This is a genomic window from Rhodoferax sp. RT4P68, from assembly GCF_056521305.1.
The window spans coordinates 64,775-78,868 of sequence record NZ_JBWMBB010000011.1 but is presented as its reverse complement, the minus strand read 5'-3'; the positions used below and the strand labels follow the sequence as shown (position 1 = coordinate 78,868).

The following is a 14,094-nucleotide window of genomic DNA, read 5'->3' as shown; positions in this document are numbered from 1 at the left end:
CCATGCACGCCGACGGCCCGATCCAGAAACGCAAGCTCTACCAGGAGGTGCTGGACCGGCTGATGCAGCGCATCCAGAGCGGCGAGATCCGCCCCGGCGACCAGTTGCCGCCCGAGCGCGAGCTGATGGACCAGTACGGCGTGGGCCGCCCGGCGATCCGCGAGGCCCTGCAGTCGCTGGAGCGCTCGGGCATCGTCGAGATCTCGCACGGCGAGCGCGCACGCGTGGTCGTGCCCACGGCGGATGGCCTGATCCGCCAGATCGGCAGCGGCGCGCGCCACTTGCTCAACACCCAGCCCGACACGCTCGAGCACCTGAAGCAGGCGCGCATCTTCCTGGAAGCCGGCATGGCCCGCATGGCCGCACAGCAAGCCACGCCGGGCGACGTGGCCCTGCTGCGCCAGCGCATCGAGGAACACCGCGCCGCGCTGGACCAGCTCGAACTGTTCCTGGACCGCGACATGGCTTTTCACTGCGAGATCGCGCGCATCAGCGGCAACCCGATCTTTCCGGCCATCGTCGAGGCCATCTTCCGCTGGGGCCGTGACTACTACCAGCCCATGGTGCGCGCGCCCGGCGCCGAGCAGCTGACGCTGCGCGAGCACACGGCCATCGTCGACGCCATCGCAGCGGGCGACGGCAGCGCCGCCGACGCGGCGATGCGCGAGCACCTCACGCGCTCGAACGTGATGTATCGGAGCTTGCAGCAGCCGGCAGCGCGCTGAGCCCGGCAACGGCTTGGGGAGGGCTTTCAGGGCAAGAAGGAAGGGGCAGGTCCCAGATCTGAAGGGCCCGGACCACTCGATCTTGTGTCCCCCGGCCTCTTGCCGCAGTCTCATAGGTGAACGCGCTCGACCGAATGGAGCGGCTATCCTTCGGCCCGGACTGCAGGAGACCAGCCCCCATGACCCCCCCACCACGTCGGCACGCCGCCGATTCGCGCCACGCCTGGATGCGGCTGGCCGTCACGCTGCTGCTGATGACGGTGGGCAGCAGCGGCATGTACGTGGTGTCGGTGATGCTGCCTGCGGTGCAAGCCGAGTTCGGCGTCACACGCTCGGCTGCCGCCCTGCCCTACACGCTGCTCATGATCGGCTTCGGCGTGGGCGGTGTGCTGATGGGCCGGCTGGCCGACCGCTTCGGCGTGATGTGGCCCCTGCTGCTGGGCGCCGTCAGCCTGGGCCTGGGCTATCTTGCCTGTGCGCTGTCGAACAGCATCCTCGCGTTTGCGCTGGCCCAGGGCGTGCTGGTCGGGCTGCTGGGCAGCGGCGCTGCCTTTGCGCCGCTGGTGGCCGACACCTCGCTCTGGTTCGTGCGGCGGCGCGGCCTGGCCGTGGCCATCTGCGCCAGCGGCAACTACCTGGCCGGCACGGTATGGCCGCCGGTGGTGCAGCACTTCGTGGAGAGCGTGGGCTGGCGTCAGACCTACCTGGGCATGGCGCTGTTCTGCAGCGTGACGATGGCCGCGCTGGCCCTGCTGATGCGCGAGCGCCCGCCGCTCGACGCCAGTGCGAGTGCGAGTGCCAGTGCCAGCGCCGCACCGGCTCGCCCCACTCCAGCCGTGGCTGCCACGCTGCGCCCCTTTGGCTTGAGCCTGGGGATGGCCCAGGGCCTGCTGTGCGTAGCCGGCACCGCCTGCTGCGTGGCCATGGCCATGCCCCAGGTCCACATCGTGGCCTATTGCACCGACCTGGGCTTCGGTGCAGCGCGCGGGGCGCAGATGCTGTCCGTCATGCTGGCCTGCGGGATTGCCAGTCGGCTGATCTCCGGCGCCATCTGCGACCGCATCGGCGGCCTGCGCACGCTGCTGCTCGGCTCGGCGTTGCAGGGCCTGGCGCTGCTGATGTTCCTGCCGTTCGATGGCCTGGTGCCGCTGTTCCTGGTGTCGGCGCTGTTCGGCCTGTTCCAGGGCGGCATCGTGCCCTCCTACGCGATCATCGTGCGCGAGCACTTTCCGCCGCAGGAAGCTGGCGCCCGCGTGGGCACGGTGCTGATGTGCACGCTGCTGGGCATGGCGCTGGGCGGCTGGATGTCGGGCAAGGTGTTCGACCTCACCGGCAGCTACCAGGCGGCCTTCATCAATGGCATCGCCTGGAATCTGTTGAACCTGGGCATTGTGCTGACGCTGCTGCTGCGCACGCGGCGGCTGGCTGGGCTGCCGCGCATGGGACAAGTGCCCAGTTGATGGCCTCCGACTCGAACTGAATCAGAGGCGCCGTGGCGCCCCCGCTCGATGTCACGTTGCCGGTGGGGTCGTTGGCCTGACCCAGGTCTCACTTGAAGCGAACTGCAGGCGCCGTGGTGGCTTCGACGGCCGGAGTTCTCGTCCCGCCGAAAGGGACGCGGGTGTCACTTTCAGTCACCAATTCGGTATACATTGCGAGCAGACAGGCGCGTGCACCGAAAGCCACCCCGGCAGATGGCTCCGCCCAATCACGGAGACTCAATGAACGCAGTGCGCAATCTCAAGCTGGGCACCCGCCTGGCCCTTGGCTTCGGCCTGATGGTGGTGCTGCTCGTGGGTGTGTCGGTCCTCGCCATGGCGTCGATGGCCCAGATCCAGCAGCGGCTTGACCACATCGCTTCGGTCAACAACAAGGAAGCGCGTTTGGCGGTTGCCATGCGCATCGCGGTCAACGAGGTGGGCCTGCGCAGCCGCGATATCGTGCTCTACGACGGGATCCGCAAGCGCAATGCCATCGGTGGCATCGCGCAGGCGCGCCAGAACTACGACGCTGCGGAGAATGAACTGCAGGCGATGTACGGCTCGCTGGAGGACACCACACCGCAAGCCAAGGAGCTTTTTGCCAAAGTGGCCAAGCTCAAGGCGACGGCGATGCCGCTGGTCGACCAAGTGGTCGAACTGGGGCGCGGAGATCTGGCCGAGGATGCCTCTCGCTTCCTGGGCAGCCAGGTCGATGCGCCGATGCAGGCATGGCTCAATGCGCTGGGCGAACTGGCCGAGAGCGCGGACAAGGCCAGCATCGAGGCGGCTGAGCAAGCCCAGACGGCCTACGGGAGTGCTCGCCTCATCATGCTGGCGCTGTGCACGGCGGGCGTCATCCTCGGCGGGCTGGCGGCCTGGCGGATCACCCGCAGCATCACGGCGCCGCTCTCCAACGCCGTGCGCATCGCCAAGACCGTGTCCGCAGGCGATCTCACCTCGCACATCGAGGTCCGCAGCAAGGACGAGACCGGGCAGCTGCTGTCTGCCCTGCGCGACATGAACACCAGCCTCATCAAGGTGGTCTCCACGGTGCGCACCAGCAGCGACAGCATCGCCACCGGTGCCCACGAGATTGCGGCCGGCAACCAGGATCTGAGCCAACGCACCGAGCAGCAGGCCAGCAGCCTGCAGCAGACCGCCGCGTCGATGGAACAGATCGGCTCGACCGTGCAGGCCAACGCGGACACGGCGCGTCAGGCCACGCAGCTGGCCACTGCCGCCGCCGCAGCGGCCGAGAAGGGGGGCGACATGGTGGGTCAGGTGGTCACCACCATGGATGCGATCGCCGGCGGCTCGCGCAAGGTGAGCGAGATCATCGGGCTGATCGACGGCATCGCGTTCCAGACCAACATCCTGGCCCTGAACGCGGCGGTCGAGGCGGCGCGCGCGGGCGAACAGGGACGCGGCTTTGCTGTCGTGGCCTCCGAAGTGCGCAGCCTGGCAGGCCGCTCGGCCCAGGCCGCCAAGGAGATCAAGGGCCTGATCGGCGAGAGCGAGAAGATGAGCCAGGTCGGCACGGCGCAGGCCGGTGCGGCGGGCAAGGCCATGGGTGACATCGTCGCGCAGGTGAAGCGCGTGGCCGCCTTGATCACCGAGATCAGCGCCGCCAACAGCGAACAGACCGCAGGCATGGGACAGGTCGGCCAGGCCATCAGCCTGCTCGACCAGGTCACACAGCAAAACGCGGCGCTGGTCGAGGAATCGGCCGCTGCCGCTGCCAGCCTCAATGCGCAGGTGGGCCGCCTGGTCGACGCCGTCGGTGTCTTCCATCTACCTGGGGCCGTGCAGGACGATGCAACGGACCAAGGGCACGCCGTGCCCACCGGCAAGCGCAACGCCACGATGGCCAGGCTTCCACGGCCCATTGCCAGCGCCAGCGCGGTTGCGGTATAGCCCCCGAGGGTCGGCACACCTCCTGGCCGACGCCGCCGCCCTCGATGGTGGCGATGCCGTAGGTGCGCCTGGGGCCTCGCAAGCCAGGTGGAAAGAGGGCGTCGGATATGCCAGACAATTCGCGCCCTCCAGCAGCTGCGGCGGCGCGGCTGTTACCTCGTGCAAACCCAAGTGAAAGTGAATCCATGAAGCAGACCATCGGCATGATCGGCGTGGGCATGATGGGCCACGGCATTGCGCGCAACATTGCTCGCCACGGCTACCCGCTGGTAGTGCTGGAGCATGCGGGCAACCAGCCGCTGGACGAGCTGTTGGCCGCTGGCGCAACGACCGTGGCGACGCCCGCAGCGCTGGCGGCTGCGGTCGACATCGTGATCCTGTGCGTGACCGGCACGCCCCAGGTGGAAGCGGTGCTGCTGGGCGCCGATGGCGTGCTGCAGGGCCTCAAGCCGGGCGCCGTGGTGATCGACTGTTCGACCGCCGTGCCCTCCTCGACCGAGCGCGTGGCGGCGGCCGTCCAAGCCGCCGGCGGCCGCTTTCTCGACACGCCGATGACCCGCACACCAAAGGAAGCGCACGAGGGCCGCTTGAACCTGCTGGTGGGCGGCGACGCTGCGCTGTTCGATGAGTGCCGGCCGCTGCTGGCCTGCTTCGCAGAGAACATCACGCATGCCGGCCCGATCGGCGCCGGCCACCGCATGAAGCTGCTGCACAACTATGTGTCGCTGGGCTTTGTGACGCTGCTGGCCGAGGCCGCAGCCTGTGCCCAGCGCGCCGGTGTGGCGCCGCAGGTGTTTGTCGACGTGCTGGCCAAGGGCGGCGGCGGTGGCGCCGCGTTGGAGCGGCTCAAGCCCTACCTCATGGCACAGGATCCATCGGGCCTGCGCTTCTCGTTGTCCAGCGCCCGCAAGGACCTGGGCTACTACGACGACATGGCACAGGACACGGGCGCGGCGCACGCGATCGCTCAGGCGGTGCTGCAGACACTGGACCGGGGCGTGCAGCAGGCAGGCGGCGACACGCTGTTGCCTGAAATCGTCCGGGTGCTGGCAACTTGACCACCTTCTGCGCCACACGCGATACTGAGCAAGCGCCATCGACCATCGATGGCTTTTCTATTTCCACCTTCCGAAAGACGCTTTTGAACAAAGTCCTCGCCACGGCATTGCTGGCCGCCTGCTGCACGCTGGCACATGCCCAGATTTCACCTGCCAAGAAGGAACTCGTGGCCAAGGTGCTGCAGTTGCAGCGCCCGGTGGTCGAGTCCCAGGCCCGCGCCATGGCCGAGCGGCCGGCCCTGATGATGATGCAGCAGATCGCCGCCGTGGTGCAGCAGCGCGTGCCGCTGGAAAAGCGCGAAGCCGTGCTGCAGGAGATCCAGCTCGACGTGCGCAAGTATGTGGACGAGGTCGTGCCCCTGATGCGTGAACGCGCGCTGCGCCTGTTGCCCACGACCAGCGGCGCGGTGCTGGAGTCGAAGTTCTCCGAAGCCGAGCTCAAGCAGCTGGTCGCGACGCTGGAATCGCCCATCTTCGTGAAGTACCAGCAGTCCACGGAAGAGATGTTCCGCCCGCTGTCGGAAAAGCTGGTGCCCGACGTGCGGGCCGATCTGGAGCCCAAACTCAAGGCGCTGAACCAGGTGGTCAACAAACGCCTGGAAGCCGCCATCGGTCAGCCAGCTGCCAGCGGCGCGCCCATCAAGCCCTGAGCGTCCTGAGCGTGCCGCGCGCCATCACACGGCGCAGCTGCGAAAGCCCACGAAGCGCAGGTCATCGTCCGGCATCGCGAAGTTGCGAAAGCGCGCATCGCGCAGGCGCGCCGGTGTTGCGAACGAGGCACCGCGCAGCACCCGCGCACGCCCCATGAACGGCGTGCTGTAGCCGTCCCAGGGGTCGGGTGCATAGCCCGGCCAGGGCTGCAGGCTGCTGGCTGTCCACTCGTGCACGCCGCCCCAGTCGAAGCCACGGCGCTGGGCCGTGCAGGCCGCGTATTCCCACTCGGCCTCGCCCGGCAGGCGCCGCCCGGCCCAGCGGCACCAGGCATCGGCCTCCCACCAGCTCAGGTGCATGGCCGGCTGCGCACCCGCCACGCGCACGCGCCGGCCGAAGCGCTGCTGCAGCACTGCGCCGCTGGCCACGCCGATCTGCTCCACATAGCGCGGCCCGCGCCGGCCATCGCCCTCGGCCAATGCCTGCAGCCAGGCCCAGCCCTCGGTGCGCCAGCATTCGGGCCGGTCGTAGCCGCCGTCGTCGACGAACTCGACGAACTGCGACCAGCTCACTGGCTGGGCGTCGATCTCGAATTCGGGCAGCTGCACGTCGTGCAACCACTTCTCGGCGTCGAACACGAAACCGCCAGGCGTCGCACCCAAAGTCCAGCGCGTGGCGGGCAGGCCGATCGGCGCCAGGGGGCGGCGCGCTGCGGGCAGCTGCACCGCCAGCAACAGGCCGGCGCGCTGGGCTTGCACCAGCATGGTCTCGCGCAACATGTCCTCGTGCAGCAGCGCGAGACGGTAAAAGTAAAGGCCGGCGTCGTCCTCGGGCGATTTCTCCAGCAGCTCGAGCGTGGTCTCCAGCTGCTCCAGCAGGTAGGCGCGGGTGGTGGCTGCGCCCGGCAGATCCGACGCCGCCAGCACGCGCGAGGTCTCACCCCACCAGGCATCGGCGCGTGGGTCGACGGACGGCAGCCGCGTGGGCCGGGCCTGGCAGTTCGGCCCCTGGTGGCGCTGCGTGTTGCGCCCGATCCAGCACTCGGCAAACCAACCTGCGTGGCCAGCCAGCCAGAGCAGATCGCCGTGCGTGCCACCGAGCATCTGCCCGGCGCTGGCCGCAGCGTTCTCGCCATGTGCGATCAGCGCCAGCGTGTGGTTGCGCGTGTCCATCAACGCCAATGACAGCGTGTCGCGGCCGGCCTGGCGCACCGCAGGGGTGTCGATCACCGCACCGGCTTGCGATGGGGGCAGGCGGGCATTCTCGGGGTGGCCAGACATGATGGTCATTATGGGTCGCGCCCCGCCCCATTGCGGGCCCCGGGGCGCGGTGCGTGCACCTATAAAATGCCGGCGCCGCACGCACCCGACCCACTGGCGCACAACGCCGGTGCGTCGGGTGTTTCGTGTCAGGCGTTCACCAAAAATCGAGGTAGACATGCACGGCTTACTGAAGCTTTCGCGGGCCATCGACTGGCTCAACACCCAGGTCGGCAAGTGGGTCATCTGGCTGATCCTGGCGTCCACCGTCATCAGCGCCGTCAACGCCATCGTGCGCAAGGTGTTCAACATGAGTTCGAACGCCTACCTCGAAGTGCAGTGGTACCTGTTCGCCTGGTCGTTCCTCGTCGCGGCCGGCCTGACCTTGCTGAACCGCGAGCATGTGCGCATCGACGTGCTCAACAGTCGTCTGCCCAAGCGCGCGCAGATCTGGATCGACATCCTGGGCTTCGCACTGTTCCTCACGCCGCTGTGCCTGGTGGTGCTGTACTACACCGTGCCGATGTTCATCCAGCAATACCAGACCGGCGAAATGTCGGGCAACCCCGGCGGCCTGATCCGCTGGCCAGTGTGGCTGGCGCTGCCGGTCGGCTTCACGCTGTTGCTGCTGCAGGGTTGGTCGGAGCTGATCAAGCGCGTGGCCTTCCTGTCCGGCCATGGTCCGGACCCGACCGTCAAGTCCGGTGAGAAAACCGCGGAAGAAGAACTGGCCGAGATCCTGCGCCAGCGCGCGGCTGACGACAAGGCGGCCACCGCCTCCGCGGCCGTGGCGCGCTGAACCCCAAAAGAAAGCAGAAGCATCGCCATGGAGTTCTTCACCGCCAATTTCGCCCCGATCATGTTCGCGGGCTTGATCTGTTTTCTGCTGCTGGGATTCCCGGTGGCTTTCAGCCTGGGCGCCTGCGGGCTGTTCTTCGGCTTCGTCGGCATCGAGCTGAACGTGTTCCCCGCCTCCGTCATGGCCTGGCTGCCGCAGCGGCTGATCGGCATCATGGCCAACGACACCTTGTTGGCGGTGCCGTTCTTCACGTTGATGGGGCTGGTCCTGGAACGCAGCGGCATGGCCGAGGACCTGCTGGACACCGTGGGCCAGGTCTTCGGCCCCTTGCGCGGCGGCCTGGCGCTGGCCGTGGTGTTCGTCGGCGCGCTACTGGCCGCCACGACCGGTGTGGTGGCCGCCTCCGTCATCTCCATGGGCCTGATCTCGCTGCCCATCATGCTGCGCTATGGCTACGACCGGCGCATGGCCAGCGGCGTCATCGCCGCCTCTGGCACGTTGGCGCAGATCCTGCCGCCCTCGCTGGTGCTGATCATCATGGCCGACCAGTTGGGCCGCAGCGTGGGCGACATGTACAAGGGCGCGTTCGTGCCGGCCTTCATGCTGGTGGGCTGTTACGTCGTCTACATCGGGCTGCTGGCGGTGTTCCGCCCCTCGCACGTGCCGGCGCTGCCGCCCGAGGCGCGCGTGTACCGCGAACCCAATGGCAGCGGCGGCTACCTGTCGCTGGTGGTGCTGATGGTCATCGCGTTCCTCGTCTCCGTGGTGCTGGCGCGGCACATGCCAGAAGTGCACACCTGGTGGCGTGGCGAGCCGGTCACCTCGGTTGCCACCGACGAGAAGGTGGTCGTGGCCATGTGCGGCGGCGCCTTCGTGGCGTTGCTGATCGCGCTGGTCAACAAGTTCACGAAGATGGGCCTGCTGTCGCGGCTGGCTGAGCGCGTGACTTTCGTGCTGATCCCGCCGCTGCTGCTGATCTTCCTGGTGCTGGGCACCATTTTTCTGGGCGTGGCCACGCCGACGGAAGGTGGCGCCATGGGTGCGATTGGCGCCCTGGTGATGGGCTGGGCGCGCGGCCGGTTGGACATGAGGCTGCTCAAGCAGGCACTGGCCTCGACCACCAAGCTGGGCAGCTTCGTGATGTTCATCCTGATCGGCGCCACGGTGTTCGGCCTGGTGTTCCAGGCCGCAGACGGCCCGATCTGGGTCGAGCACCTGCTGACCGGCCTGCCGGGCGGCCAGGTCGGCTTCCTGATCTTCGTGAACGTGCTGATCTTCTTCCTGGCGTTCTTCCTGGATTACTTCGAACTGTCGTTCATCGTCGTGCCGTTGCTGGCGCCGGTGGCCGACAAGCTGGGCATCGATCTGATCTGGTTCGGCGTGCTGCTGGCGGTGAACATGCAGACCTCGTTCATGCACCCGCCGTTCGGCTTCGCGCTGTTCTTCCTGCGCTCGGTGGCACCGGACAAGCCCTATGTGGACCGCGTCACGCAGAAGGTCATGGACCCGGTGACCACGATGCAGATCTACAAGGGCGCCATCCCGTTCCTGCTGATCCAGCTGTTCATGGTGGGCGTGTTGATCGCCTTCCCGGGCCTGGTGACCGGCAGCCTGGACAAGGCGCAGACCTATGATCTGAAAGAAGTAGGCGAGCAGATGCGCGAAGGCCTCAAGCCCGAGGCCACCGACGGCTACGGCTCGGACGCCGGTTATGGCGCCGACGAGAAGCCCGAAGGCGACGCACCGGCCGCGCCAGCCGAACTCACCCCTGAGGGCACGGCCCCCGCCGCCGAGCCTGCAGCCGACAGCGGCGCGGCAGACGACCCTATGAAGGCCATGCAGGACGCGCTCAAGCAGCAGAAGCCTTGACGCCGTCGCCCAGCAAAAAAGCCCCGCATGGCGGGGCTTTTTTTCGTCTGCCTGCCGGGCCTTGCGGGGCCCGCGGGCGTCAGATCTTGACGCCGTTCATGTACTGGTTGAACGGGTACTCGGAGAAGCGGTTCCACAGGATCTGGTCACGCTGGAAGGCGCGCATGCTCTCGTGGATCTTCTTGAACTCGGGCGACTTGGCTTCGTGCTCGGCGAACACTTCCATCGAGGCCTTGAAGCCGGCGTCCATCACCGACTTGGGGAAGGCTTTGAGCTGGGTCTTCTCAGCCACCAGCTTCTTCAGCGCGACCGGGTTGACGGCGTCGTACTTGGCGGTCATGTCGACGGCAGCCACCTTGCAGGCGGCGTCCAGGATGGCCTTGTTCTCGTCCGACAGGGCGGCGTACTTCTTCACGTTGATGAAGAACTCCAGGTCGGCGCCGCCTTCCCACCAGCCGGGGTAGTAGTAGAACGGTGCCACCTTGTTGAAGCCCAGCTTGGCATCGTCGTGCGGGCCGACGAACTCGGCGGCATCCAGCGTGCCCTTTTCCAGCGCCTGGTAGACGTCACCGGCCGGCATGTTCTGGGCGACCACGCCCAGCTTGGCCATGGCTTCGCCGAAGACACCGCCCCCCAGGCGCATCTTCAGGCCCTTGAGGTCGGCGACGGTCTTGATCTCCTTGCGGTACCAGCCACCCATCTGCGTGCCGGTGCTGCCGGCGCTGGCGGTCTTGAAGTTGTACTTGCCGAAGAAGTCGTCGAGCAGCTTGCGGCCACCGCCGTAGTCTTTCCACGAGGTGTTCTGGCGGGCGGTCAGGCCGAAGGGCACGGCACAGCTGAAGGCGAAGATCGGGTCCTTGCCGGTGAAGTAGTAGGCCGCAGACTGCGCCATCTCGATGTTGTCGCCCTGCAGGGCATCGACCACTCCGAAGGCCGGCATCAGTTCACCCGCTGGGTGCACCGTGATCTCGAACCGGCCGCCGGACAAGGCCTTCACCGTCTTGGACAGCATCTCGGCGCTGCCGAAAATGGTGTCGAGCGAGCGCGGAAAGCTGGAGGCCAGGCGCCAGCGCACTGCCGCCTGGGCGTGCACGGCCGGCGCGATGCCAGCGGCCAGCACACCGGCGATGCCGGCATTCTTGATAACGGAACGACGATCCATTGAAAAACTCTCCGAGGGTCAGAATGAAAAAACCCGCTTCCCTTTTGGAGAAACGGGGACTTGCGTCAGGCGCGGATTGTAGAAAAACGCAGAACGGCGGCCGGTGCGGGTTTACCCCTGCGGCGCGCCCATGGCAGGGCACCACATCCGCCGCCGCACCGCATCACGCCACGAGCTTCAACGCAGCCTGTGCTTGTTCCACCAAAGCAGGAAAGCGCTCGGCGATGGAACGCTCGATGCCGGGTGCGTCCAGGCCTTGCAGGGCCATCAGCTTGACCGGGTCGCCATGCTCGATGAAGCGGTCCGGCAGGCCCAGCTGCAGCAGCGGCCGGGTGACACCGGCGGCATTCAGGGCCTCGCCCACGGCGCTGCCGGCGCCGCCCATGATGGCGCCATCTTCCACGGTGACCAGTGCGTCGTGGTCGGCGGCGATCTGCAGCAGCAGCGCCTGGTCCAGCGGCTTGGCCCAGCGCATGTTGACCACGGTCGCATTCAGCCGCTCGGCGGCTTGCAGCGCCGGGTGCAGCAGCGTGCCGAACGCCAGGATCGCCAGGCGGCGGCCGGCCTCGGCCTGGGCCGTGCGGCGCACTTCGCCTCGTCCATAGGGCAGTGCCTGCAGGCCGGGCGCGATGGCCACGCCAGCGCCGGCGCCACGTGGGTAACGCACCGCGACCGGGTGGTCCTGCTCGAACGCCGTGGTCAGCAGCGCGCGGCACTCGTTCTCGTCCGATGGGCAGGCGATGCCCATGTTGGGGATGCAGCGCAGGTACGCGATGTCGTAGGCGCCGGCATGCGTGGCGCCATCGGCACCGACCAGGCCTGCGCGGTCGATGGCGAACACCACGGGCAGCTTCTGCAACGCCACGTCGTGGATCAACTGGTCGTAGGCGCGCTGCAGGAAGGTGGAATAGATCGCCACCACGGGCTTGAGCCCCTCGCAGGCCAGGCCGGCGGCGAAGGTCACGGCGTGCTGCTCGGCGATGCCCACGTCGTAGTAGCGCTTGGGAAAGCGCTTTTCGAACTCCACCATGCCGGAGCCCTCGCGCATGGCCGGTGTGATGCCGACCAGCCGCGGGTCGCGCTCGGCCATGTCGCACAACCACTGGCCGAACACCTGCGTGAAGCTGGGCTTGGCCGGCGTGCTGGGCTTGACCAGGCCAACGCGGGGGTCGAACTTGCCGGGGCCGTGATAGGCCACGGGGTCGGCCTCGGCCAACTTGTAGCCCTGGCCCTTTTTGGTCACGACATGCAGGAATTGCGGACCGCTCAGCTCGCGGATGTTCTCCAGCGTGGGGATCAGCGATTCGAGGTCGTGGCCGTCGATCGGGCCGATGTAGTTGAAGCCGAACTGCTCGAACAGCGTGGCCGGCACCACCATGCCCTTGGCATGTTGCTCCAGCCGCTTGGCCAGTTCGAACAGCGGCGGCGCGGCCTTGAGCACCTGCTTGCCCACGTTCTTGGCCGCCGCATAGAAATGCCCGCTCATCAGCTGCGCCAGATAGCGGTTCAGCGCGCCCACCGGCGGGCTGATGCTCATGTCGTTGTCGTTCAGGATGACGAGCAGGTTGCAGTCGCACACGCCAGCGTTGTTCAGCGCTTCGAACGCCATGCCGGCCGACAGCGCGCCGTCGCCGATGATCGCCACGGACTGGCGGTCTTCACCCAGCTGTTTGGCGGCCATGGCCATGCCCAACGCGGCGGAGATCGAGGTCGAGGAATGCGCCGTGCCGAAGGTGTCGTAGCGGCTCTCGGCCCGCATGGGAAAACCCGACAGCCCGCCCAACTGGCGCAGGCTGCCCATGCGCTCGCGCCGGCCGGTCAGGATCTTGTGCGGATAGGTCTGGTGGCCCACGTCCCACACCAAACGGTCGTCCGGCGTGTTGAAGACATAGTGCAGCGCCACGGTCAGCTCGACCGTGCCCAGGTTGGAGCTGAGGTGGCCGCCGGTCGTGGACACGCTGTCCAGCACGAAGGCGCGCAGCTGGTCGGCCAGCGGCTTCAGGTCGGTACGCGCCAGGCGGCGCAGGTCTGCGGGGTCGTTGATGCTGTCCAGCAATGGATAGCGCTGTGCGTTCGAGGTCGCCATAGGTAATCTTCTCCGTAGTCCGCCGCAGCTCAGCTCGAGCGGTTCACCACCATGTCGGCCAACGCACGCAGGGCGCGCGTGTCGGCCAGCCTGGCGCCGTCGAGGGCTGCAAGGGCTTGTTGCAGCAACTCCTGCGCGTAAGCCTGCGAGCGCGCCAGGCCCAGAACCGATACGTAGGTCGGCTTGTCCTGCTCGGCGTCCTTGCCGGCCGTCTTGCCCAGCGTCGCCGAATCGGCGGTCACGTCCAGGATGTCGTCGACCACCTGGAAGGCCAGGCCCAGGGCGGAACCATAGGCGCTCAACCCGGCGATCGCAACCTCGGGCAGCGGGCGGCCCGGGTCGCGGCAGGCCGCGCCCAGCATCACGCTGCCGCGCAGCAGTGCGCCGGTCTTCAGGCGATGCATGCCACGCAACTGGTCTTCGCAGAGCGGCAGGCCGATGCTGGCCAGGTCGATCGCCTGGCCACCGGCCATGCCTTCGTAACCGGCGGCGCGCGCCAGCAGCCGGCACAGCGTGGCCTGCACCTGCGCCGGGGCGGTGGCGTCATCGGCCGTCAGCAATTCGAAGGCCAGCGCCTGCAACGCATCGCCGGCCAACAGCGCCTGTGCCTCGCCGAAGCGTACGTGCACCGTCGGCTTGCCCCGGCGCAACACGTCGTTGTCCATGCACGGCATGTCGTCGTGCACCAGCGAATAGGCGTGGATCAATTCGGCCGCGCAGGCCGCGCGCAGGGCGGCGTCGTCCAGCCCCGCGCTCAACGCCGGCGGCTCGCCATGGGCGACGGCGGCACGGGCTGCGAGAACCAGACAGGGCCGCAGACGCTTGCCGCCGTCGAGCACGGCATAGCGCATGGCTTCGCGCAGGGCAGCAGGCGCCTCGTGGCCCAGCGCGGCCCAGCTGTCGGGGTCGAAATCAGCCGGTCGCTCAGGCGCCACCCAGGTCGACAGCGCGGTCTCGACGCGGTCCAGCGTCTGCTGGCTCCAGGTGTGCAAATCAAACGCAGCGGGCAAGGCAGGCGTGGCGATCGCCCTGTCGCCCGCGAGGGCACTATCGGCCTCACCTGGGATGCGAGCTTGCACGGGGCGGCCCG

Annotated in this window: 11 protein-coding genes; 7 read left to right on the top strand and 4 right to left on the bottom strand. The window is 67.8% G+C overall.

Annotated elements, in window-relative coordinates:
- The first annotated feature begins 2 nt into the window (after window positions 1-2).
- The 5 genes from AC099J_RS22070 (at window position 3) to AC099J_RS22050 (ending at window position 5,828) form a co-directional block, all read left to right on the top strand.
- Window positions 3-725 (top strand): transcriptional regulator NanR, encoded by a 723-nt coding sequence (locus AC099J_RS22070; protein ID WP_479617439.1) that lies wholly within the window; start codon window positions 3-5, stop codon window positions 723-725.
- A gap of 179 nt (window positions 726-904) precedes the next feature.
- Window positions 905-2,185 (top strand): MFS transporter, encoded by a 1,281-nt coding sequence (locus AC099J_RS22065; protein ID WP_479617438.1) that lies wholly within the window; start codon window positions 905-907, stop codon window positions 2,183-2,185.
- A 261-nt stretch (window positions 2,186-2,446) separates the two neighbouring features.
- Window positions 2,447-4,120 (top strand): methyl-accepting chemotaxis protein, encoded by a 1,674-nt coding sequence (locus tag AC099J_RS22060; RefSeq protein ID WP_479617437.1) that lies wholly within the window; start codon window positions 2,447-2,449, stop codon window positions 4,118-4,120.
- A gap of 185 nt (window positions 4,121-4,305) precedes the next feature.
- Entirely contained in the window at window positions 4,306-5,178 is an 873-nt protein-coding gene (locus tag AC099J_RS22055) for an NAD(P)-dependent oxidoreductase (RefSeq protein ID WP_479617436.1), read from the top strand.
- A gap of 83 nt (window positions 5,179-5,261) precedes the next feature.
- Complete coding sequence (locus AC099J_RS22050; protein ID WP_479617435.1) at window positions 5,262-5,828, top strand: DUF2059 domain-containing protein; 567 nt, start codon at window positions 5,262-5,264, stop codon at window positions 5,826-5,828.
- Window positions 5,829-5,852: 24 nt separating this feature from the next.
- Here the strand turns inward: AC099J_RS22050 and AC099J_RS22045 are convergent, their stop codons facing one another.
- The gene (locus tag AC099J_RS22045; protein WP_479617434.1) at window positions 5,853-7,109 is read right to left on the bottom strand and encodes an SUMF1/EgtB/PvdO family nonheme iron enzyme; all 1,257 of its coding nucleotides are present in this window, start codon (window positions 7,107-7,109) and stop codon (window positions 5,853-5,855) included.
- 157 nt (window positions 7,110-7,266) lie between these two features.
- On the opposite strand from AC099J_RS22045, the gene AC099J_RS22040 reads away from it, so the two are divergent.
- On the top strand, window positions 7,267-7,887 hold the full coding sequence (locus AC099J_RS22040) for a TRAP transporter small permease subunit (protein ID WP_479617433.1): 621 nt from the start codon (window positions 7,267-7,269) through the stop codon (window positions 7,885-7,887).
- Window positions 7,888-7,914: 27 nt separating this feature from the next.
- A complete protein-coding gene (locus AC099J_RS22035) occupies window positions 7,915-9,756 on the top strand; it encodes a TRAP transporter large permease (RefSeq protein ID WP_479617432.1) in 1,842 nt (613 codons plus the stop codon).
- Window positions 9,757-9,835: 79 nt separating this feature from the next.
- Here the strand turns inward: AC099J_RS22035 and AC099J_RS22030 are convergent, their stop codons facing one another.
- From AC099J_RS22030 to AC099J_RS22020, 3 genes are all read right to left on the bottom strand, one after another.
- Window positions 9,836-10,918 carry a TRAP transporter substrate-binding protein gene (locus AC099J_RS22030; protein WP_479617431.1) on the bottom strand — a complete coding sequence of 361 codons (1,083 nt, stop codon included), beginning with the start codon at window positions 10,916-10,918 and terminating at the stop codon, window positions 9,836-9,838.
- A 163-nt stretch (window positions 10,919-11,081) separates the two neighbouring features.
- Window positions 11,082-13,004 (bottom strand): 1-deoxy-D-xylulose-5-phosphate synthase, encoded by a 1,923-nt coding sequence (gene dxs, locus AC099J_RS22025; RefSeq protein WP_479617430.1) that lies wholly within the window; start codon window positions 13,002-13,004, stop codon window positions 11,082-11,084.
- 29 nt (window positions 13,005-13,033) lie between these two features.
- On the bottom strand, window positions 13,034-14,029 hold the full coding sequence (locus AC099J_RS22020) for a polyprenyl synthetase family protein (protein ID WP_479617593.1): 996 nt from the start codon (window positions 14,027-14,029) through the stop codon (window positions 13,034-13,036).
- Window positions 14,030-14,094: the final 65 nt, after the last annotated feature.